A 20,887-nucleotide genomic window follows, 5' to 3' on the forward strand; every position below is an offset into this window, starting at 1 on the left:
ACTAATCGGGATTCGGGCATTATGAACCTTTCATTGTGACCCGAATCCTTCTACTAATCAGGGTGCGGGCATTATGAACCTTTCATTGTGACCAGATTCTTTCAACTAATCGGGATTCGGGCATTATGAACCTTTCATTGTGACCCGAATCCTTCCACTAATCGGGGTTCGGGCATTATGAACCTTTCATTGTGACCCGAATCCTTCCACTAATCGGGGTTCGGGCATTATGAACCTTTCATGAAGACCCGAATCCTCCCACTAATCAGGATTCGGGCATTATGAACCTTTCATTGTGACCCGAATCCTTCCACTAATCGAGGTTCGGGCATTATGAACCTTTCATTGTGACCCGAATCCTCCTACTAATCAGGATTCGGGCATTATGAACCTTTCATGAAGACTCGAATCCTTCCACTAATCGGGATTCGGGTATTATGAACCTTTCATGAAGACCACTTTTCCCATAGGATTTTGGTCCAACATGAATCCATCTAATATTCAAACATGTAATAACAATAGGTTTATTTAACTAGAACATGGAGAAAATTGATCTATATATGACGATTAAGGTGATTTAATGGAACGGGAACGAATTTCTTTAACGCAGCTGTTTGCATTAACAGTTTTTTTTCAAATCGGAACGACTATTATATTTGGATTTGGTGCATCAGCAGGTAAAGATGCTTGGATCGTTACAATCATGTCTACCGCTTTAGGTTTGGCTGCCATTGGTGTTTATCTTTTACTCATGTATTTGAACCCAGGATTAACATTAGTCGAATGGTTTCCAGCGCAATTTGGAAAATGGATGGGGACTGTACTTGCTTGGAACTATCCTCTTCTATTTTTGTATGAGGCTGGAAGAGGTTTAAACGATGTTAAATATTTGGCCACATCACTCATTTTAGTGGATACCCCTTTTTGGGCTGTTATCATTCTAATGCTGCTTGCCATTGCATTTCTTCAACTATGTGGTATTGAGGTTTTAGGGAGAACAGGAGAAATTTTTTTGCCCTATTTTTTACTGATGATATTTTTAATAATCATCCTTCTATTTTTTAGCGATGTTTTAAAAGTTGAAAATCTCCACCCAATCCTAAAAGATGGATGGTTGCCTATATGGAAGGCTTCATTTCCCCTTGGTGCCAGTCAGGGATTTGCCCAGACTTTAGAATTTGCCATGATTTGGACGCTCGTTAATTCTAGTCCAAAAAATATAGCAAAAACTACTTTTTTTGCGACCCTGTTTTCAGGAATTGTTATCTTCATTACTGTAATTATGATACTAACCGGTCTAGGTGATTATTTTTATAAATCGGAAATTTACCCCATGTTCACCCTAGTATCGAAAGTAAATATTGGAGGGGTGATAAAAAATTTAGATGCTTTTGCTGTCTTACTTTTTATTTTATCATCGTTTTTTAAAATCACACTCCATTTGTTTTTTGCTATTCGAGGAATTCAACTGCTCGCCAACATCAAGGATCGCCGCAAACTCATCATTCCAATAACCATTTTATCCATTTATCTAGGTTATAGTTTGTCTTCAAATATCCAAGAACATCTAAAGGTTGCCTTTGAGGTGTTTCCATATAATTTATGGATTCCTTTTCTATGGATACTTCCGATTCTATTGTTATTTGTTACATTGATAAAAAAGCTATTTATCCAGAAAAAACAATTAGTAAAGTATGAGGAGTGACTGCAATGATCAATGAATGGTTGTTTCCTTGGGAATCACATATTATGCTCAAAAATCCATTTGCCTTACCCGTTTTTATGGTAATATTTTCTCTATTATTATCAATAATTACTTGGATAAGCCAACGAAACTCTAAGTAATTTTATAAAGCTTCTTTTTGGTTCATTTTCGTTTTAATAAATGCCACAATAAACAAAATGAATGGCAACAAAAAGAAGAAGGTCATCGCAAATGGAAGCCAACTTAGAATACTTTCTTTGAAAGATACGATATTGGGGTAATTGACCATTGAGTAAACCATTAACAGAAACCCTAAAGGAAAGGTCAAGGGTTTGAAATCATTCAATCCTAATATCTGTTTAATTCCAAATACTAAAACAAAAATATTAACGATTAATTTAAAAAAAATACAAAATACCCAACTGATTGCAACCAAAACTTCAATCCTTTCAAAAAAATCACCTATACTTATCATTTTCCCAAGCACATATGTGGGATACAAATTCCTTCCTGTAAAATCAGCTCCCAGTACTCCAAGGCACATGACAGTAATGATTGTAACGCTTAAACCACCAATAATTACACCTATGAAATACCCCTTTCTTGCCTTAGAAACATTATTTACATATGGTAAAATCATTAAAAAAACAACTAATTCATTAAATGGTACATTTAAGTACAGAAATACGGGTCCTAAAATAGGTCCAATTCCTTTTGCGAAATTAGGATCTAAGTTTTCAAATTTCATTTCAGGGATAAGAAATAAGATTAGAATAATTAATGTGGCTCCAGTCCATGGTAAAAAAATTTCACATGTCCTTGCCATCACCTCAAGGCCTCTTCGTATGACATAGATAGCGGCCACTAGAGTTAGTAAATGAATCGCATGGATAGGCGTTTCAACCATGACTTGTGTGGTAAAAAAATCTCCTATTTCTCTAAGATTTCCTGCTGTCATGACGAATACAGCGAACAAAAATAATATTGATAAAAGGTTACCGATCCATCTGCCAAAAACCATTTTATTCACTTCAACAAGTGTCTTGTCCGGAAAAAAGGTAGAAATTTTTACATATAGCAAAATAAACAATAAACCTATGAATAAACCTATTAGGGAAGATATCCATGCGTTACTTTTAGCGAAGGTTGCAAGGGTGGAAGGTATCAACAGGACAGAACTCCCCATTGTATACATGAGAACCAATAGGGTAAATTGCCGGCTGCTTATCTTTATTTTTTCCACTGTTAATCCCTCCCTATAAACCTTTTACACTGTAAATAAAACACCAAGGTTTTATTTGAATTGTTTCAAATACGATTTAAATGGTTCTAATATCGGTCGATAAACATCGGCTATTAGTTCAAAAATGCTTAACAACTCAAAATGTAATGCCCACGCAATACTTAATGAAACTCCGAAAAATAGGGATACAAAAAACACAGCTGTCTCTTTTTTATTCCAATTCTTTGTTAAATTCGGTTTTTCTAAAAAGATAACAATAGCAGCGGCCACTAAAATCCCCAATACTTCCATTCCTTACTCTTCCTTTTCTTCTTGGAATGATTCAGATATAGTACCCGTTCTTCGTATTCTAATATCTGCTTTAACCTCCACATCTGAATCAATAAATATCTCACTCCAATTTTCTTTCAGCTTTTCCCACTTCTTTGGATCAGCCCTCCCAATGAGTTCGCCAAAACCGAATATATCCGACTTCAACTCTCTTGCTCTTCCAATACTACTTAACATAATTTCTTCTGTTTTTTTGTTCAGCTTTTTTTCCAAATCATGAATGGTTTCTGATTTTGATAAATCTATTGGGCATTCGACATCTGAAATGTTCGCCTCTGTCATCACTTTTATGTTTATTTTGGGTTTCCCGTTTTTAATCGTTCCTTTCCTATCTGTTTTACTTCGAATCGTTTCAACGGTCACCGTTCCCCCGCCATCACATTCAATAAATCCAACCGTTTTATTAATATTATCTGTAATATAATTAAACCCTTTACTTTCGCTTTCATCCAACCATTCAATCAATTTATCGCCTTTAAAAACCCCCAGAGAGTCGGTTTTTATTGTTGTTGCAGCCTTTACTCTTTGAACATTTTCGATCCTGCTGCCGGTTTCTGGATCACCAATGATTTCAAGTCCAGTAATGACTGGCTCTTTTCCATCACTAACCAACGAGCCGATCAACTCATCTAACAATACGATTTTAGTCGGCGCCCAATTTTTCTCTGCCGTCTCGATGGTTGAAATAATTTTATTAGCTGATATTTTCTCCATTGGAGTTAATACTTTCAATTGGTCCTCGGATTTCATCCCCTTAGCGACGGCAATAACAAAGTCAGTCCTCATTTCATGTTCTCTTGATAAAAAATCTAAAGGTCTTCTAATACCTGCTCTTGCAACTTCCTCACCTAAAATAACAACCCTTAAATGAGACAGATAGGGCTTCCTAGGCGTGACCGTTGTTAACTTTCTGACTGCTTCTGCAATACTTCTTCCTTCAGCAGCGAAAACCGTCATCCCTAACCCAGATCCACCTTTTTTGGCTGCTATTTCCCCAGGATTAACGATTTGAACAGATACTCGATACCCATCCTCTGTCATATCGATACCAAGTGCAGAAACAATTGCTATATCCGTTAATTCTTTAACGCTCCAGCAGCCTGTTAAACCAAATACCATTAATAAAGAAATTAGGATGTGGACAACTTTCTTCATGTAATCTCCCCTTGAGACTCACCATCATTCCTTGATTTTCTAGATATTTTTTCCGGTGGCTTTGGTTCAGCAGTATATTCCCTAACGATATCTTTTTGACTAATAAGGCGCGGCCTTGAGAACATCCGCCACTGTGGGACTCGTAAAAATACATCTTTTTGATCGGCAGCAATAAATGGAGCCATCGGTGATAGGTAAGGAACCCCAAATGACCGTAAGCTAGCTAAATGAGCCACCATAATGATTAATCCCATAATAATTCCAAACAAACCAAAGGTTGCGGCTAACAACATAAACACAAATCTTAAAATTCTAATTGCAATGGCCATATTAAAGGATGGACAAACGAAACTGGCTATGGCAGTCAATGATACGATAATGACCATTGCAGCAGAAACAATGCCAGCTTCAACCGCTGCTTGCCCCAGAACAAGGGCGCCTACAATCGATATTGCTGAGCCTACTGCTCTCGGCATTCTTACTCCCGCTTCCCTTAGAATCTCAAAGGTTATTTCCATCATTAAAGCTTCTACCACTGCTGGAAAGGGCACGCCTTCACGTTGCGCAGCCAAATTAATCAGTAACAAGGTTGGCAGCATCTCTTGGTGAAAGGTAGTAACGGCTACATAGGCAGAAGGAGTTATTAAAGCTAAAAACAAACAAAAAAACCTTAACAATCTCAATAAAGTGCTGATATCCGCCCTTTGATAATAGTCCTCGCTTGATTGAAAAAACTGTACAAACACTGCTGGTGCGATTAAAACAAACGGAGTACCATCAACGATAATCACGATTCGCCCTTCTAAAAGAGCTGCAGATGCTGCATCTGGCCGCTCTGAGTTATGGATAGTAGGAAAAACCGTGAATGTTTCATCTTGGATCATTTCTTCAATATAGCCACTTTCCAAGATTGCATCCGTTTTGATTCTCTTAATTCTAGTCCTTATTTCATTAACAATCTTCTCGTTAGCAATATCTTTTATATAAAGGATGGCGACATCTGTTTGCGTTCTTTCACCTACCGGCAAAGTTTCGATCCAAAGATCTGTATTTTTAATCCGTCTTCTTATAAGGGAAGTATTCGTTCTCAAAGTCTCTGAAAATCCATCCTTTGGCCCCCTAACGACAGTCTGAGAGGAAGGTTCTTGAACCCCCCGGCCTTCCCAGCCTCTGGAACTAACGGCGAAACCCTTAGAATATCCCCCAATTAAAACGATGGTATCCCCTGAGAGCAAGTTAGTATAAAGGGTTTTTAAATCGGATATTTCCTTCATGTCCCCACTGAGTAGATTGAAATCTCTTATGACATCGAACAGATCAGCACCCCTAGTCACTTTTACATCGAGTTGAGTGATTCTCAAGTCCGTCATTAATGGCTCAATGATAAAATCTTGTACAAAAGTTTTATCCGCAAGTCCATCCGTGTAAGCAATACCAATTTCAATCGATCCATCTTTCCCTGTCTTAAAATTCCTTGTGACGATATCTGAACTATTACCCATTGTTGTTTTTATGTTTTCTAAAACGTCAGTAACATTAGCCGAGATATTTTCGGAATCGACCTTAATATTTACATGATCCCAATTTTCCTTTTTCATTTTATTTTTTTTGAAAAGCTTATTTAGCTTCATTTTGAAAAACTCCCGCAATCATTTCTCGTCTACAATTTTTAACAAGCAATATGTATTTTAAACTTTTTAATCTACTTATTGTTCCCGAACCTAATCTTTTATTATGTACAATCTATTATCAAAATAAAGTTGGCCCCCGAGATTTAAAACTCGGAACAAAGCCTTCCTTCCATCCTTCTATCCTCCTCAGTTGAGTCATAAATAAAAACAGCTTATACTAGTTGATAATGACCTCATGATAAATGCGAGCTTGGGAGTGGAGCTTTTGATATGGAAATTTTTGATGTGTTAATTATTGGTGGCGGTCCCGCCGGAATGTACTCTGCTTTTTATAGTGGACTTAGAGAAATGAAAGTGAAGATTGTTGAGGCCCAACCTTATTTAGGTGGAAAGATGCTATTATATTCAGATAAGATCATATGGGATTTAGGCGGACATCCCCCAACCCTGGCGTGTAAATTGATTGATCAAATCATTCAGCAAGGTCTAACCTTTAATCCAACGCTGTGTTTAAATGAAAAAATTACGAGTATTGAAAAACAAGGCGATTTATTCGTAGTACATTCCGATAAAACGGTCCATTACGCTAAATCCGTGATCTTAGCGATTGGCAGCGGTATTTTTACACCTCAAAAGCTATCCGTTTTTGATACTCACCATAAAAATGTACATTACGCCTTAAAGCCCCCAAGAATTTTTCATGATAAAAAAATTGTGATTTCAGGGAATGGAATTTCAGCATTTGATTGGGCAAATGCTCTTTCTGATATTGCGCAAAAAATTACGATCATTACTTCGGAGCAAGAGGAAAAAATCATTCCAATTGTTGATAAACATTTAATGAACAAATCGATTGAAATTTTAACGAATACTTCCATTGTGCAGGTAGTAGAAAATAATGATAAACACATTATTTCGTTAACCTGTGAGCATATGGGCACTAAGAAAAAGAGTCAAATTCTGGTCGATGAGGTACTGATTAATTTAGGATATGAAAAGGATTTTACACTCTTAAGAAACTGTAAACTTCCCATCCAAATCCAAGAAAACAGCTTTATTAGTGGACAACCAAACGGTACTACAACCGTACCAGGTTTATTTGCAGCCGGAGATATTATCAAGCACAATGCAAAATTAAATTTAATTACAGGAGCCTTTCAAGATGCAGCAAATACAGTCAATGAAGTGAAGCAATTCCTTGACCCAAAAGCACGCAAAACCGCAATGGTTTCCACCCATAATACTGTATTTAAGGAACGTAATGAAGAGATTCGCAAAACAATAAGGTAAACAACTGTGTACGAAAAAGATGCGTTGATCCACGACGGATTAACGCATCTTTTTCGTATACCACTGTTTATCCAAGTTTCCATAAAATTAAAAGCACCAAAAAACTATTGCTTATTTTTGATTCTCTCAAAACTAACTCTTTGGCTAAACCAGTAAGAAAGTAAGTAGAATACAGTTAATATAAAAAATGAATAGGTATATGCCCAATCAATTTTTTTGTATAAATCCATCATCGATAAAATTGGAAGTCCTACATATGCACCAAGCACACCAAAGAATACTGCTTTAATAAGTGGGTTTATATGGGGCATATATTGTAAAAACAACATTAATAACACAGGCAAAACAGAAAGTCGAAACGAAAAGTTTATTGTTGCTACAGGTATAACTTTAATAGGATAAACCCATTTTCCGAAACTAACCCCAACTGAATCCAATATTTCTGAAAGAACCATCATCAATAAAGCTGCCGAAAATAAACGTGCTGAACTTTCTCGTTTACGCAATATCCCCCATATAACCCAAGGAATCAATAACATTCCAAGTGCAATCCACCATGGCCACGTAAATAAAAAACCTTCCAGGATTGCTTCAACAACTAATTGATTTGCTTCTGTAAGTTTTTGATTCGCTTCATCTATTTGTTTTAATGCTTCTTGGTAAGTCATGCTACACCCCTTTCCTAAGGTATATTATGACTGTTAGTTTTTGTAAGACTTTCTTAAACTATACTGGACCTTCATCCCCTTTCAAAATCTCCCTCGATTACAAATCAATCTAGTGAAGCCACAAATTATAACCAGTCTTTCACATAAGCAATTAATCCCAAAACTGCACCGATAGCAGCACCAAGAAACCCATGAATAACGTAACTCTACTTATGTTTTCCAATTCTACGCAGCTTGCTAATATCACCCATCAAATTCCACCTCGATTAAACTATTCTAGAGTTAAAGGTATGTATTATTCATTTATTCCGAGGAATAGTTAATGATTTCCAATCACTTGATTTTAACATTTTTGCTATATAAATAATTTGCCCAATATGATACGAATAATGGTACATTTGGCGTTCAATTGCTTCCAAAACAGAATGTGGTTCATTTCGAATGGTTATTGTATTTAACAGATGTTTATCCTCCATCCCTTTCAATGCTTTTAAAAAGGTACCCCAGCCCATTTCCCACCGTTCGATCACCTGTTCTTTGGTTTTAAGATCCCCCACAAATTCATCATCACGATTTCGGTCGGGTTTTTCTCCATCTGTTGTAAGGAAGTCCGTCCATCGAGATACCATATTACCACTCATATGTTTCACAATGACGGCGATACTGTTGGACTCTTCATTCGGAGCCCAAAATAATTCGCTGTCGGTTAATTGTTCTATGGCTTTTTCAGCAGTACCTTTAGCGTCCTCGAACCGTTGAATCACTGTTATTAAATATTGGCTGCCTAAATTCATACCATCACCTCATCTTATTCACTTCACTTAACCCTTTTTAAACATTCTTTTTAAAAATGAAAATTCCTTCTTTTCCCATCTTGATCACTCAGCGTCCAGTGAAGCCTAAAATGAATAAGACCCATCGCAAAAGAAAAACCTATTTTTGGTATGTGTGAATGAAAGTCTTAGGAGGAGTTTGATGGAAAATGTGTTTGATTACGAAGATATTCAACTGATTCCCGCAAAAAGTATCGTGGGCAGCCGTTCTGAATGCGATACTTCCATAGAGTTTGGAGGCCGTAAGTTTCGACTCCCAGTCGTCCCAGCCAATATGCAGACGATTATCGATGAAAAGCTTGCTGTCTATTTAGCAGAAAATGGTTATTTTTATGTCATGCATCGCTTTGAACCAGAGAAGCGAATTTCATTTATTAAGGAGATGAACGAGCAAGGATTGTACGCCTCGATAAGTGTCGGCGTCAAAGAGGGTGAATATGATTTCGTCAAGCAAGTCGCAGATGCTCAGCTTTCACCGGAGTACATAACGATTGATATCGCCCATGGCCATTCGAATGCGGTGATTAATATGATTCAGCATATTAAGAAACACTTGCCGAACAGTTTTGTGATTGCTGGAAACGTCGGGACTCCAGAAGCGGTACGCGAATTAGAACGGGCTGGTGCCGATGCGACAAAGCTTGGGATTGGACCAGGTAAAGTATGTATTACAAAAATAAAGACCGGATTTGGTACTGGCGGCTGGCAATTAGCTGCACTACGCTGGTGTGCAAAAGCAGCGAGTAAACCGATTATTGCAGACGGGGGAATCCGTACTCACGGGGATATTGCCAAATCAGTCCGATTTGGTGCCTCCATGGTGATGATTGGTTCCTTATTTGCCGGACATGAAGAATCTCCAGGCGAAACGATTGAGGATGAAAAAGATGGAAAGCTCTATAAGGAATATTTCGGCTCCGCATCCGAGTTCCAAAAAGGGGAACGGAAAAATGTCGAAGGCAAAAAAATGCTCGTCGAACACAGAGGTTCAATCAAGGATACGTTAATCGAGATGGAGCAAGACCTTCAATCCTCTATATCGTATGCAGGTGGGAATACACTAGAAGCCATTAAACATGTGGATTATGTGATTGTGAAGAACTCGATCTTTAATGGGGATAAGATTTATTAGGTTTTATTCTTTTGAGGTGTTGCTGATAAAAAGCTGTTGCAATAAAACAGGAAGAAGCATGGTCAATTCCCATGCTTTTTCTATTCACTTACCAATTTTTAGTGATTAATAGTTTACATTTTTTAGCAAGTTGAAATGATCACTATCAAACAATTCTTTTATCTAATAAGAAATCCTTGAATAGCTTTGAACCATTTTCATAGGTCAAATCCCCATGGTACTCTTTTACAAGTAGACCAAAGCCTTTAAAAAACTGAAATTCATGATGATTAATAGTTGTTTTATAATGTTCATGATCGAAAAAACATGCACCATTTATCTTCATTTTGTACTTTCATGAAAATGGCCTCTAGATCATGTCCTTCTTCATAATAGCCTACATGCAAATGATATCTGTCATCGAAAATCATAGTATTTTCACCCTTAGAGATTAATCCTGAAACATTCCAAACTCGCTACCTATTCCCCAGCATTCCAGCAAGTTCACATAATGAATCGTGGCTTCGAATCCGGTAGTGATGTCCTTCCTTTTGCAAAAAGCCCTTCTCACTAAATTGGGATAACACATGTAATAAGTGCCGATAGGAAACACCTAAAAAGTCACAAACCGTTACATGTTTCTCCTTATAGATTCCTTCATCTGCCGTTTGCAAAATAAATTCCGCCAGCCGGTTCTCAAGCGGGAAGGCGAGACTTTGTGAGTACTTGGCTGCCATGTTTGTTGCTTTTAAACTTAAAAAGATGCTTAGCTCCCTTAGGAACTTCACGTCTTCAAGGACTTTCTCGCGGCAGCTGTGAAAAGGAAGGGCAAAACAAATGGTCTTCGTTGAAGCTTGAATCCCTTTTGAATAATACACATCATGTAATAATTCCATTTCCCCAATATAGTCATTTTCATTGATAAAATTGATTAACGAGACTTTCCCATTCTGATGGGTGAGATAGATTTTTGCCTTCCCTTCAATGACAAAAAATAAAAAATCCGGTCTCTTCCCTTCCTGGATAATCCATTCATCACGCCGATATTCGTGCACCTGTATAAACTCCTCAATCGGAAAGGAAAATAAATGTGAGATTGAGTGCTCTTCTAGATAATGCTGTCTTTTCCCATTTTTATAAATTTCCATATATCACCTTTTAAAATATGAGATATCTCATATTATTGTAAGGAACTCCGTGATATGATGCAACCAATGAGGTGATAATGAATGAACACACAACTTTGGATGGGTAGTCGATTTTTTAGTTTTTTTATAACTTGGGGAATATTTCTTCCTTATTGGACCGGTTGGTTGATCAATACCAAAGGGATTACTGTTTCACAAGCTAGTTTGATTATGAGCATAGGTTTGGTGGTAAGAGGTCTCTCTACTTTGTTCGCCTTTCCTTTCCTCTCGGAAAAATTCAGTAGTAAAACATTATTAAATGGAATGGCCATCGGCACGGTCCTAAGCGTTTTAGGTTATATCCCTGCAAATTCCTTTGCTGGCTTACTTATTGCTACCGTTCTTCTACATTTCTTTTATCCAGCCTTAATGCCTGCTTTAGATAGTGCAGCTGGTACGTTAGCACAAAATAAACTTTTAAAGGATTACGGGAAAAGCCGATCATGGGGGTCAATCGGATTTGTTGTCGCTGGTATGATTTTAACCTTCTTTACAGGCTCGATGGGCGATCATGTCATATTCTGGGCCTTGCTTATTGGGGCACTGATATTTTTAGGTCTAGGTTTTACCCACTCACCCGCTGTTTTATCAGATAAACCAACTATGGCATCAAACCATAAGGATGGAATGAAAAGTTTATTCCGTATCAGAAACTTTGGGTTAGTGTTAGTAATTGTGATTTTATTGCAAGCTGCCCACGCCTCGTATTACAGCTATGGCTATATTTTCTTACAGGAGATCGAGGCACCAAAGTATTTGATTGGGCTTATTCTTAACATTGCTGTCATCGCAGAAATCATTTTCTTTTCGATTGCCAACAAACACTTTCAACGTTTTTCGATTGGCTCGTTGTTGGCACTGGCGGCACTCGGTTCAACCGTACGCTGGCTGCTCGTGTTCTCCTTTCCGAATGTGATTGTTTTCTGTATTGCGCAAACCTTGCATGCCTGCTCGTTCGCAATGGGTCACTATGCCTTTATGCAATATATGATTAAACATATTCCACCTGCCCAGATTCCGAAAGTACAAGGTATGTATTCAGCACTGGCACTAAGCTGGAGCACGGCCGTTTTCACCTATTTCGGCGGCTACTTATACGAAATCGAGCCAAGATACGCCTTTATCGGGATGATTGTTTGTACCATCCCATCAATGCTACTTGCCCTTGTTTATCGGGCATCGGAGCATAGGAAAGAAGCGGTACCTTCTACTTTATAGCGAAAAAACCATTCCTCAATAAAAACCAGGGCGTTATATAAAGCAGCACTCCATTCAACATTACATGGGTGCTGTTTTTATTTAAAACCAAAGGATATTTTTGGTAAACTTATGTTAATATGTACTCGAAGATTCCCATAAAACTAAGAACTGGTTTAAGAGAGATTTGTTATGGTGAAGGGAGAAGGCTTACTTTGAATTCTAAAATGAAAAAGTTAATTATATTATTTCCAATCCTCTATTTACTTCATGATATTGAAGAAATCATTACTATAGAAATTTTCCTCCTTGCACATTCAAATATCATCCCTATTCGTGTTACTGCCGCAGAATTCACCCTAGCCTTTACTCTTTTATGGATTCTAGCTTCAGTAGGTTGTTTCTATGCATTTGCTGGAAAAAGATTTCTGAGAATGGGGCCAACTACATACCTGACATTCTTAGTTCCTGGTATGTTATTGGCGAATGGAATTGCCCATGTATTCCAATTCATTTTTTTCAAGGGCTATGTGCCCGGGATTATGACCACCATCATGATCGTATTCCCCTATTCCTTATTCACGTTAAAGTTTCTTATTACTGAAAGACTAGTAACATTCAAGAGATTCATAGTTTACTTACTAGTAGGTTTTGTTATACAGGCACCGCTCGCACTTGGTGCTCACTTTATCTCGAAGTTAACATTTACCTTATTATCAAACTAGAAAAACAATCAACATGCAGATTATTCACCCCATGGGAAAAATTTCATCGAGAATTAACAACACACATTTGAGCAGCATATGTTAACAGTAGGTGGTACACCATAAAAAAACGTGACTCGAAAGTCACGAAAAAAACGGTATTATAATGGAATGAGTAATCCATCCTCGTTTACACACAGGGTGGATTATTCTTTTTGTGCTATTTTCTCCAAGATAGGTCATCACTCTCCATTCTTTTCCTGCGTGATGGCTTACCGTTGTTAAGTAAATTGTATTGTTTTGATGTGTTCTAGATTCCAATAAACGGTTCCACCTTCAGCAGTTATGAGAGTGATATGGTTATTTCGAATCTTTTGTAATAAGCCTATTTTTTCAGGATTATCTCCACCATCTAATAGAACGAGTTGGTTTTCAAACCTTTTCAATTGTTCTTTAAATGATCTGGAAAGAGGTGCAGGTGGTGGGTTTAATGGAAATTTCCCATTGTCTAACGAATAGGGTGTCGTGTTGGGAGGATAGGGAATTAACCATTTTACATGTTTCATCGAAAGATACATCGTTTTATACAAAGGAGAGTGAAAGACAAGATAGTCATTCATGATGCTCGTTAAATAGCCATGAATGGATTTATTCCCCGTTACATAAACTTGGACAAACAAGCCTTTGGCCACTGTTAATGCTTTACGAAAGGATATAGCATCGGTTGCAATCGGTTTTTCTGAAGAAGGCTCATAATAATTTTCGTTATCCTCCTCTTTAATCAATTCCTTCAATCTTTGTATATGAACGGTTGGAATGTAGAGAAACGAAATTCCATTGAAAATCACAATGATGTCCAATCCGGCATCAAGTAACATTCCTCTGTGACAAATCCCCCCTGATATTTCAATATTTATTTTTTTGCCGATTAAATCAACAAAATCTATAACCATCCTAAGTCTCCTTTTCTCAATATCTTAATGTGAAAGAGTGCCGCTAAACAGCCAATACACCCAATAATATAAAATAACTAAAGTGAATAAGGTTGCTGGAGGTATCACAACGATCGTGACTTTTATATAATCCAGCCAACTAATCATGACTTTCCCTTTTCTTATGATATGCATCCACATTAACGTAGCAAGGGTTCCCATAGGAAGGAGTAAGGCTCCCATGTCACTGCCAATGACGTTAGCCAGATAGGCAATTTTCAATTCAAGTAAATTTAAATCCATATTCATTAAAGTGAGTGTTCCAACCATGAGGGCGGGATGATTATTGAAAATATTGGAGAGTACCGTTAGCAGCGTCCCCATCATGACACTCGCATTGAGCAGACTTCCAGAAACCATTGGCTTCATAAAAGCAATCAGCCAGTCCGTCAAACCAACGTTATTAAGACCGTAAATGATGGTATACATACAAAAGGCGAAAACGATAATATACCAAGGCGTTTTTTTCAACATATCGGCTGGGGATATTTTTAAATAGGCCCATCTCCACGCTAACAGGATAAGCGAACCGATTACAGCCATAAGAGAAACGGGGATGTCCAGAAACGAAGCAACAAAGAGGCTGCAGCGGACAGCAAATACAAATAAAAGCACATTTCTCATAAATTTGGAACGATCTTTTTGTGAAGTATGCTTGAGACCTGGTTTGAGTGGATGATAAGTTTTAAGCGACCTTCCCGTTACGTTTGTAGGTACGGTTTTCGGTAGTACCCTTTTAAACCGAAGGAACAAAAACCAAGTCAGCAGTAGTAATCCTAGTGTTGAGGGAACAAACATCATGGCTGTATGCAGCCATAAATCCATATGGACAATTTTTAAAGCAATTAAATTGACAATGTTACTTACCCCAATGGGTGCACTAGAAGCAGTCGCAATTAAGGCTCCTGACAGCAGATAAGGAATTTTCTGATGGTTTTTCAAGCCCATGTTATTTAATAACATCACGAGGATTGGGGTGGTAATTAAAATACTTCCATCGTTATTGAAGAATAGTGTCATAAGAAAACACAATAGATTAACATACCAGAATAAACGGATCCCTGACCCCCTTGCCTTTTCTGCCAACTTCTCTGCTACCCAGTTAAAAAAACCAAAACTTTCTAAAACGATTGCCATAACGATGGTTGCCATAATCGTGATGGCTGCACCACTTATTGTGTTTAAAATAATCCCCAGGTCTGAGAAGGTAACACTCCCACAAAGTACGACGATCACCGCACCTATTGCGGCAGGTATTGCTTCATTGATATTTCTAGGTCTCCAAAGAATAAATCCGAGGGTAACCAAAAATGTGATAATGGTTAACCAAACGGTTAAATGATCCATATTTGACTCCTTTCATCAAGCTTGTTATTCAACAAGCCATGATACACCCTTACCTCCCATTTCCTTTGCATCCGCTCATGTCCCCCCCTTCCATCTGTCCTTCTTGTGATGTTGTACTATATCTATATGTAACCCAAAATTGACAAGCTTTAGGTTTGTATCTATTTTTCAATAAATCCACGAGAGTCTAAATGCATAGTTTCAAGACAGTAACCCAATAAAAAAAGCGAAGCCAGGACAGCTCCGCATAAAAAAACTTATTCTCATTTTATATGAACTAGGAAAGTATTTATTCTCTTGATTTAACCAAAGATATTTTTGAAAAATTCCACTTAATGTACGGGTGATGTTAATTCTGGAAAATAAGCATCAATGACACCTTATAAAAAAGCGCTCAATATAAAAAAGAGGGAAATCCCTCTCTTTTAGGCTACATCTTGATCCTCGCTAACATTCTGCGGTACACGCTTTCCAATTCCAAAAGCGAAATAGCTCAAAACTACAATCCCTAGGAAAACAATCCCTGCTATCAATGAGATCCGGGTATCATCATTCATCCACATTCCCACTAAAACCATCAACAAGAAAGCGATGGTTACATAATTGGTCACAGGAGCAAAAGGCATCTTGAATGGATGCTTGTCCATTTCAGCTCCTTTTGCTTTTCTAAATTGAATTTGGCTGATTAAGATGACAAACCACGGAACCATTCCTGGAAGAACACTTGCACTGTATACATAGACAAATAAGTTTTCAGGCGCAAGATAACTCAACACAACTCCAACCGCTAAACCGATCAGGACACCGATCGTACCGACAATCGGTACACCGTTAGAAGAAATTTTGGTAAAGAATTTTGGGGCTTGTCCGTTCACTCCTAATGTATAAAGCATACGTCCTGCACTGTAAATCCCGCTGTTACAGCCAGACATCGCTGCAGTTATTACCACAAAGTTAATAATACCAGCAGCCGCAGTAATTCCCACTTTGGAAAACGTCGCCACGAACGGACTGCCAACCGATTGCAGCTGATCCCAAGGATAGACGGTTACAATGACCAAAATCGCACCCACATAGAAAATCAAAATTCGCCAAATGATACTTTGAGTGGCACTTGTTAGTGTTTTTTTCGGATCCTTTGCTTCCCCTGCTGTAATTCCAATCAGTTCCACCCCTTGATACGCTCCAATGACAAGGGATAAAGCAAAGAAGAATCCAGTCCATCCACCTGTAAAGAATCCACCATTTTCCCAAAGATTAGAAAAACCAATAGCCTCTCCACCATTGCCAATTCCGAAGAAAATGAGTCCAAAACCGGCAATGATCATTAAGATGATCGTTATCACCTTAATCAAGGAAAACCAAAATTCAAATTCACCAAACGATTTAACCGAAATTAAATTGGCTGCCCCTAGAATCAACATCGCGATGAAACCGGGAATCCACGCCGGCAAGTCTGGAAACCAGTATTGCATATAGGCACCGACGGCAATAATTTCAGCCATACCAACAACAACCCATTGAAACCAGTTACTCCAAGCTGTCAAATATCCGGCCAATGGATGAATATACTTATAGCCAAAGGTTGCAAAGGAACCCGTGTTGGGCTCTAGATACAGCATTTCCCCCATAGCACGCATAATGAAGAAAATAAAAATTCCCGCTGTAATATAGGCTAGCAGTACAGACGGTCCCGTCCATTGAATCGTACTCGCTGATCCCATAAATAAACCGACACCAATCGTCCCGCCGAGCGCAATCATCTGAATGTGACGCGATTCCAAGCCTCTCTTCAATTCTTTATTTGCCACTCCAATTCCCTCCTCTTTTGAATTTCCACAAATTAATAGTTTTAAAGATTCTTACTTTTTCATACAAACCCTTTATTAATAATAATAAATTCACCTTATTATTATAATCGAATAACGCCATAAAAGGCTATATAACAATGCTAATAGTGGAAATTGGTTATATTTCATTATTATAGCAATATAACCTAGGTCTTTCTATCTGGTTATTTTAGTACTAAGCAAAAAACAGGTTTGTTGAACAAGCTATTCATAAAAAAACACGATTAGCTAATCAGCTAACCGCGTTTCACCTCAAATATTCTCCTGCTTCAAGCTCTCGATAATGTTTTCATGCTTAATTTTCGCAATGGAATACAGCATCGCCGATCCTACAATCAAGAAAATTACGACAATTACGAATAAGATGCTCATCCAAGGAAGTGTAAACCCGTATTCAAAGGTATGGTCAAGGGAGTGGTGCATCCCAAACATCACTAACACGCTAATAGGCAATCCATAGGTCAGAGCCTTCACACCATAAAAAATACTTTCATAACGGATCATTTTATTAAATCCTTTCGGTGTCATCCCAACCGATCGCAGCATCGCAAATTCCCGTTTTCTTAGCGAAATGCTTGTTGAGATCGTATTAAAGATATTGGCAATCGAAATAAATGAAATTAGTGTGATAAACCCATAGGTGAACACAGACATAAGCAAAATCATTTGTTCTTCCTGTTGTCGGTTTTGATAAATATTGTATACATGAATATTTGAACCTTCTCGATCTTCAATCGCATCTTGAGTGGCCATGGGGTCCGAACTATTTAGGTACAAATAGGGGCTCACAAACTCTGGATCAATCGCCAAGCGATCCATGACAGTGTCTGGAACAATGAGATTAAGTCCTCCTGGTCCTCCCGTTTGGACCCCCATCGGAACCTCATCGGTTAACGCACCTATTTGGACACTGCTCACTAATTCCCCAATTGGTTGATCGTTTTCCCCATTGGATAAAGTAAATAAGTCAATCGTCTTCCCCACTTCAGTCTCAATGGCTTTGGCTTCGACAAATTTTTGGGTTTCGCCATCCTCATAGGTAATTTGATCAATCACAATCGCGTTTGGTTTGTCTTGCTGGGCAAAATCTTTCGCATCCACACCAACTTTTTCAGCATATTCTTTAAAACTCTCTTGATCGAGACCATGGAGAGTAACAAAATAGGGGTATTTTCCATCTTCTAGAATAGAATCGTCCTCTTGTATTTGTTCTTTTAATCGTGATGGAAGCTGATCTTTTCCAATCAGTGCCGTTAAACTTGCCTCCTCAATCATGGTCGATTTCGTGACATGATCGAGCTTCGTATAAACTGTCAATGCCTCTTTCCCTAATTGGCTGCCAGAGATTTGAATATCATACTGAACATTATCTTGAGACATCTCCAGTGACTTTTTCAGATTATCAGTAAAATAGGTAACCGATAAAAATAGGACAATACTAATCACTAACGAAAACACCGTGGCCAAATAGCGTTTTTTATTTCGTTTGACGTTTTTCAATCCAATTTCAGCCTCTAGCCCAAAGACTTTCCTCACCAATTTGGATGTCTTGACCGTTTTCCCTGACAACTTAATGTCGTGGGTTTGGCGGATGGCATCAATTGCTGAAATCTTAGATGCTTTTTGCGCTGGGATATAGGTTGAAATAAAAATCGTCAGGATGGAAACACCACAAGCGATGAGAATAGAAGCCGGTGTGATCACTAACTCCAGCTTTTCAGATATCCCGAGTGCTCCTTCAATAAATTCGTTGATAAATGAAAAGGTGATTCCTATCCCCACAATGCCGGCAAGAATCCCAATGGGGATGCTAATTGTTCCAATCACTGCGCCTTCAAAAAAGACCGAATTCCGTTTTTGCCTTTTTGTCGCCCCGACACTCGAAAGCATCCCCAGATGTCTGGCACGCTCAGATACACTAATCGCAAACGCATTATAAATTAACGCCACGGAGCCAATGATAATCACAGACATAATGATTGCCGCTAAGGAAAAAAGCGTCCTCCGCAATTGATCATTATTCGTAACCCCATAGTAACGAAGCAAATCACTGTTAAAATTAACCTTTTCGATTCCTTGTTTTTTAGCAAGACTTTTTGCATTCTTTAAAAGGGAACCATTTATTTCTTTTGCTACCACAATCGCATCAACGGTTTTCCCTTCGCTTATTGAGCTTTCGTCCACATATCCGATAACTGTGTAACCCGGTGCCCAAGTCGGTTCCCAGAAGGGTCGTTCAATCGTCCCCACGATGGTCACCGTTTTGGTTTCTTGAATACGGAGTTCTTCGTTCAGCGTATCCTCCTCCCACTCGAGGAAGTCATACTGAGTCAAAGCTGTCCCGTCCGTTTTTTTCAATCGGTCACCAATTTCCACCGTGAGCTGATCCCCGATTTGGTAACCAGCCTTTTCGTTAGTTAAGAGCTCCTCAGAAATCGCGACCTCCTTTTCATTATCGGGAAGCCTTCCTTTGCTAACTTCAATTGGGAATTGCTGCAAACCAGACGTATTATAGTTTTGAAAAAATAAATAGCGTTTATCTTCATTATCTGATTCATCTAATGCCGCATAGCCATCACTTGAGAGAACAAGCTTCTTAGTTTCCTCGTCTTTTTCAATGGCTTGGATTTGGTCTTCAGTAACGTTCTTATATTGAACATGCCATTCTCCATTTCTGGTGATTTCCTGGCGAATCATTAAGTCTAAAAAAGAAACACCTAATGTCGCAACCGCCGTGATCATCGCCACCGAAATAATGACTCCAATAATCGTCACAAGTGATCGGCGTTTGTTCTGTTTTAAATGCCGAATTGTGACTTTGTTGATAATATTCATGGACGGATCACCTCATCCTTAGCGACCCTTCCATCTTCAATCGAGATAATCCGGTCGGCCTGAAGGGCAATGCGCTCATCATGGGTGATGACAATCAGGGTCTGATTGTAGGTCTTGTTAAACATTTTAAGCAATTCCATGATTTCTTCACTATTCTTACTGTCAAGGTTACCCGTTGGTTCGTCAGCAAGCATAATGGCAGGGTTGCTGATTAATGCTCGTCCGATCGAGACGCGCTGCTGTTGACCGCCTGAAAGCTGGTTGGGCAGGTGGGCTAGCCGGTTGTTTAAGCCTAGAATGTCAACAACTCTGTTAAAATGAGCTGGATCCACTTTTTGCTCATCTAACAGCATTGGCAGCGTAATATTTTCCTCAACGGTTAAGATCGGAATCAGATTATAAAATTGATAAATCAAGCCAATTTGCCTTCGTCTAAAAATCGCCAACTGTGTTTCATTCAAGTCATATATATCGGTTTGATCAATGAGGACCTTTCCGCTCGTTGGCCGGTCGACGCCGCCAAGTAAATGAAGCAGCGTTGACTTTCCCGAACCGGACGGGCCGATGATGCAGACAAACTCCCCTTTTTTCACGGAAAAAGAAACATCATCCAGTGCTGTAACAGCCGTTTCACCTTTGCCATAAACCTTCGAAAGATTTTTTACTTCTACTATATTCATGTGATAACCTCCGTCAATTCGTTGTATGAGGTTAGTATATCGAGCTAGAATGACTTTAAAGTGACTCTTAAGTGACAATTTAGTCACTTTGGCGGGTGGGGGTAGGGATGCCTTGCCGCTATCCGCAAC

Annotated in this window: 19 protein-coding genes; 5 read left to right on the forward strand and 14 right to left on the reverse strand. The window is 38.5% G+C overall.

The features are described from left to right. Positions 1 to 580: 580 nt before the first annotated feature. Positions 581 to 1,705, forward strand: a complete 1,125-nt coding sequence (locus ACWM35_RS21260) for a GerAB/ArcD/ProY family transporter (protein WP_454820897.1) — start codon at positions 581 to 583, stop codon at positions 1,703 to 1,705. A gap of 142 nt (positions 1,706 to 1,847) precedes the next feature. Here the strand turns inward: ACWM35_RS21260 and ACWM35_RS21265 are convergent, their stop codons facing one another. From ACWM35_RS21265 to ACWM35_RS21280, 4 genes are read right to left on the reverse strand one after another with little or no spacing between them, the layout of a single operon-like run. After that, positions 1,848 to 2,948: a GerAB/ArcD/ProY family transporter gene (locus ACWM35_RS21265; protein ID WP_454820898.1), complete on the reverse strand. Its 1,101-nt coding sequence runs from the start codon at positions 2,946 to 2,948 to the stop codon at positions 1,848 to 1,850. 51 nt (positions 2,949 to 2,999) lie between these two features. Then, positions 3,000 to 3,239: a hypothetical protein gene (locus ACWM35_RS21270; protein ID WP_454820899.1), complete on the reverse strand. Its 240-nt coding sequence runs from the start codon at positions 3,237 to 3,239 to the stop codon at positions 3,000 to 3,002. Between the two features lie 3 nt (positions 3,240 to 3,242). Then, the gene (locus ACWM35_RS21275; RefSeq protein WP_454820900.1) at positions 3,243 to 4,433 is read right to left on the reverse strand and encodes a Ger(x)C family spore germination protein; all 1,191 of its coding nucleotides are present in this window, start codon (positions 4,431 to 4,433) and stop codon (positions 3,243 to 3,245) included. Beyond that, positions 4,430 to 6,064 (reverse strand): spore germination protein, encoded by a 1,635-nt coding sequence (locus ACWM35_RS21280; protein ID WP_454820901.1) that lies wholly within the window; start codon positions 6,062 to 6,064, stop codon positions 4,430 to 4,432. Before ACWM35_RS21280 ends, ACWM35_RS21275 begins: the two co-directional genes overlap by 4 nt. A gap of 270 nt (positions 6,065 to 6,334) precedes the next feature. On the opposite strand from ACWM35_RS21280, the gene ACWM35_RS21285 reads away from it, so the two are divergent. Then, positions 6,335 to 7,354, forward strand: a complete 1,020-nt coding sequence (locus ACWM35_RS21285) for an NAD(P)/FAD-dependent oxidoreductase (RefSeq protein WP_454820902.1) — start codon at positions 6,335 to 6,337, stop codon at positions 7,352 to 7,354. Positions 7,355 to 7,458: 104 nt separating this feature from the next. Here ACWM35_RS21285 and ACWM35_RS21290 read toward each other — a convergent pair whose 3' ends face one another. Next, complete coding sequence (locus ACWM35_RS21290; protein WP_454820903.1) at positions 7,459 to 8,022, reverse strand: CBO0543 family protein; 564 nt, start codon at positions 8,020 to 8,022, stop codon at positions 7,459 to 7,461. Positions 8,023 to 8,321: 299 nt separating this feature from the next. Next, positions 8,322 to 8,816, reverse strand: a complete 495-nt coding sequence (locus ACWM35_RS21295; RefSeq protein WP_454820904.1) for a DinB family protein — start codon at positions 8,814 to 8,816, stop codon at positions 8,322 to 8,324. Between the two features lie 181 nt (positions 8,817 to 8,997). On the opposite strand from ACWM35_RS21295, the gene guaC reads away from it, so the two are divergent. Continuing rightward, entirely contained in the window at positions 8,998 to 9,987 is a 990-nt protein-coding gene (gene guaC / locus ACWM35_RS21300; RefSeq protein WP_454820905.1) for a GMP reductase, read from the forward strand. Between the two features lie 145 nt (positions 9,988 to 10,132). Here the strand turns inward: guaC and ACWM35_RS21305 are convergent, their stop codons facing one another. Genes ACWM35_RS21305 through yeiL form a run of 3 tightly spaced genes read right to left on the reverse strand, consistent with a single transcriptional unit; the run spans position 10,133 to position 11,114 of the window. Beyond that, positions 10,133 to 10,312: a hypothetical protein gene (locus tag ACWM35_RS21305; protein WP_454820976.1), complete on the reverse strand. Its 180-nt coding sequence runs from the start codon at positions 10,310 to 10,312 to the stop codon at positions 10,133 to 10,135. Then, on the reverse strand, positions 10,278 to 10,397 hold the full coding sequence (locus tag ACWM35_RS21310) for a DUF3986 family protein (RefSeq protein ID WP_454820906.1): 120 nt from the start codon (positions 10,395 to 10,397) through the stop codon (positions 10,278 to 10,280). The genes ACWM35_RS21305 and ACWM35_RS21310 overlap by 35 nt, the downstream gene beginning before the upstream one ends. A 45-nt stretch (positions 10,398 to 10,442) precedes the next feature. Beyond that, positions 10,443 to 11,114 (reverse strand): transcriptional regulator YeiL, encoded by a 672-nt coding sequence (yeiL, locus tag ACWM35_RS21315; RefSeq protein WP_454820907.1) that lies wholly within the window; start codon positions 11,112 to 11,114, stop codon positions 10,443 to 10,445. A gap of 81 nt (positions 11,115 to 11,195) precedes the next feature. Here yeiL and ACWM35_RS21320 point away from each other — a divergent pair, with 81 nt between their 5' ends. Both ACWM35_RS21320 and ACWM35_RS21325 read left to right on the forward strand, forming a co-directional pair. Then, complete coding sequence (locus tag ACWM35_RS21320; RefSeq protein ID WP_454820908.1) at positions 11,196 to 12,371, forward strand: MFS transporter; 1,176 nt, start codon at positions 11,196 to 11,198, stop codon at positions 12,369 to 12,371. A gap of 194 nt (positions 12,372 to 12,565) precedes the next feature. Continuing rightward, positions 12,566 to 13,075 carry an HXXEE domain-containing protein gene (locus tag ACWM35_RS21325; protein ID WP_454820909.1) on the forward strand — a complete coding sequence of 170 codons (510 nt, stop codon included), beginning with the start codon at positions 12,566 to 12,568 and terminating at the stop codon, positions 13,073 to 13,075. 260 nt (positions 13,076 to 13,335) lie between these two features. Here the strand turns inward: ACWM35_RS21325 and ACWM35_RS21330 are convergent, their stop codons facing one another. From ACWM35_RS21330 to ACWM35_RS21350, 5 genes are all read right to left on the reverse strand, one after another. Further along, a complete protein-coding gene (locus tag ACWM35_RS21330) occupies positions 13,336 to 14,007 on the reverse strand; it encodes a DUF2642 domain-containing protein (protein WP_454820910.1) in 672 nt (223 codons plus the stop codon). Between the two features lie 24 nt (positions 14,008 to 14,031). Further along, complete coding sequence (locus tag ACWM35_RS21335) at positions 14,032 to 15,393, reverse strand: arsenic transporter (protein WP_454820911.1); 1,362 nt, start codon at positions 15,391 to 15,393, stop codon at positions 14,032 to 14,034. Positions 15,394 to 15,818: 425 nt separating this feature from the next. After that, on the reverse strand, positions 15,819 to 17,204 hold the full coding sequence (locus ACWM35_RS21340; RefSeq protein ID WP_454820912.1) for an amino acid permease: 1,386 nt from the start codon (positions 17,202 to 17,204) through the stop codon (positions 15,819 to 15,821). 291 nt (positions 17,205 to 17,495) lie between these two features. Then, positions 17,496 to 20,078 carry an ABC transporter permease gene (locus ACWM35_RS21345; RefSeq protein WP_454820913.1) on the reverse strand — a complete coding sequence of 861 codons (2,583 nt, stop codon included), beginning with the start codon at positions 20,076 to 20,078 and terminating at the stop codon, positions 17,496 to 17,498. Then, on the reverse strand, positions 20,075 to 20,758 hold the full coding sequence (locus ACWM35_RS21350; RefSeq protein WP_454820914.1) for an ABC transporter ATP-binding protein: 684 nt from the start codon (positions 20,756 to 20,758) through the stop codon (positions 20,075 to 20,077). Before ACWM35_RS21350 ends, ACWM35_RS21345 begins: the two co-directional genes overlap by 4 nt. Positions 20,759 to 20,887: the final 129 nt, after the last annotated feature.

Source organism: Neobacillus sp. K501 (genome assembly GCF_053749995.1).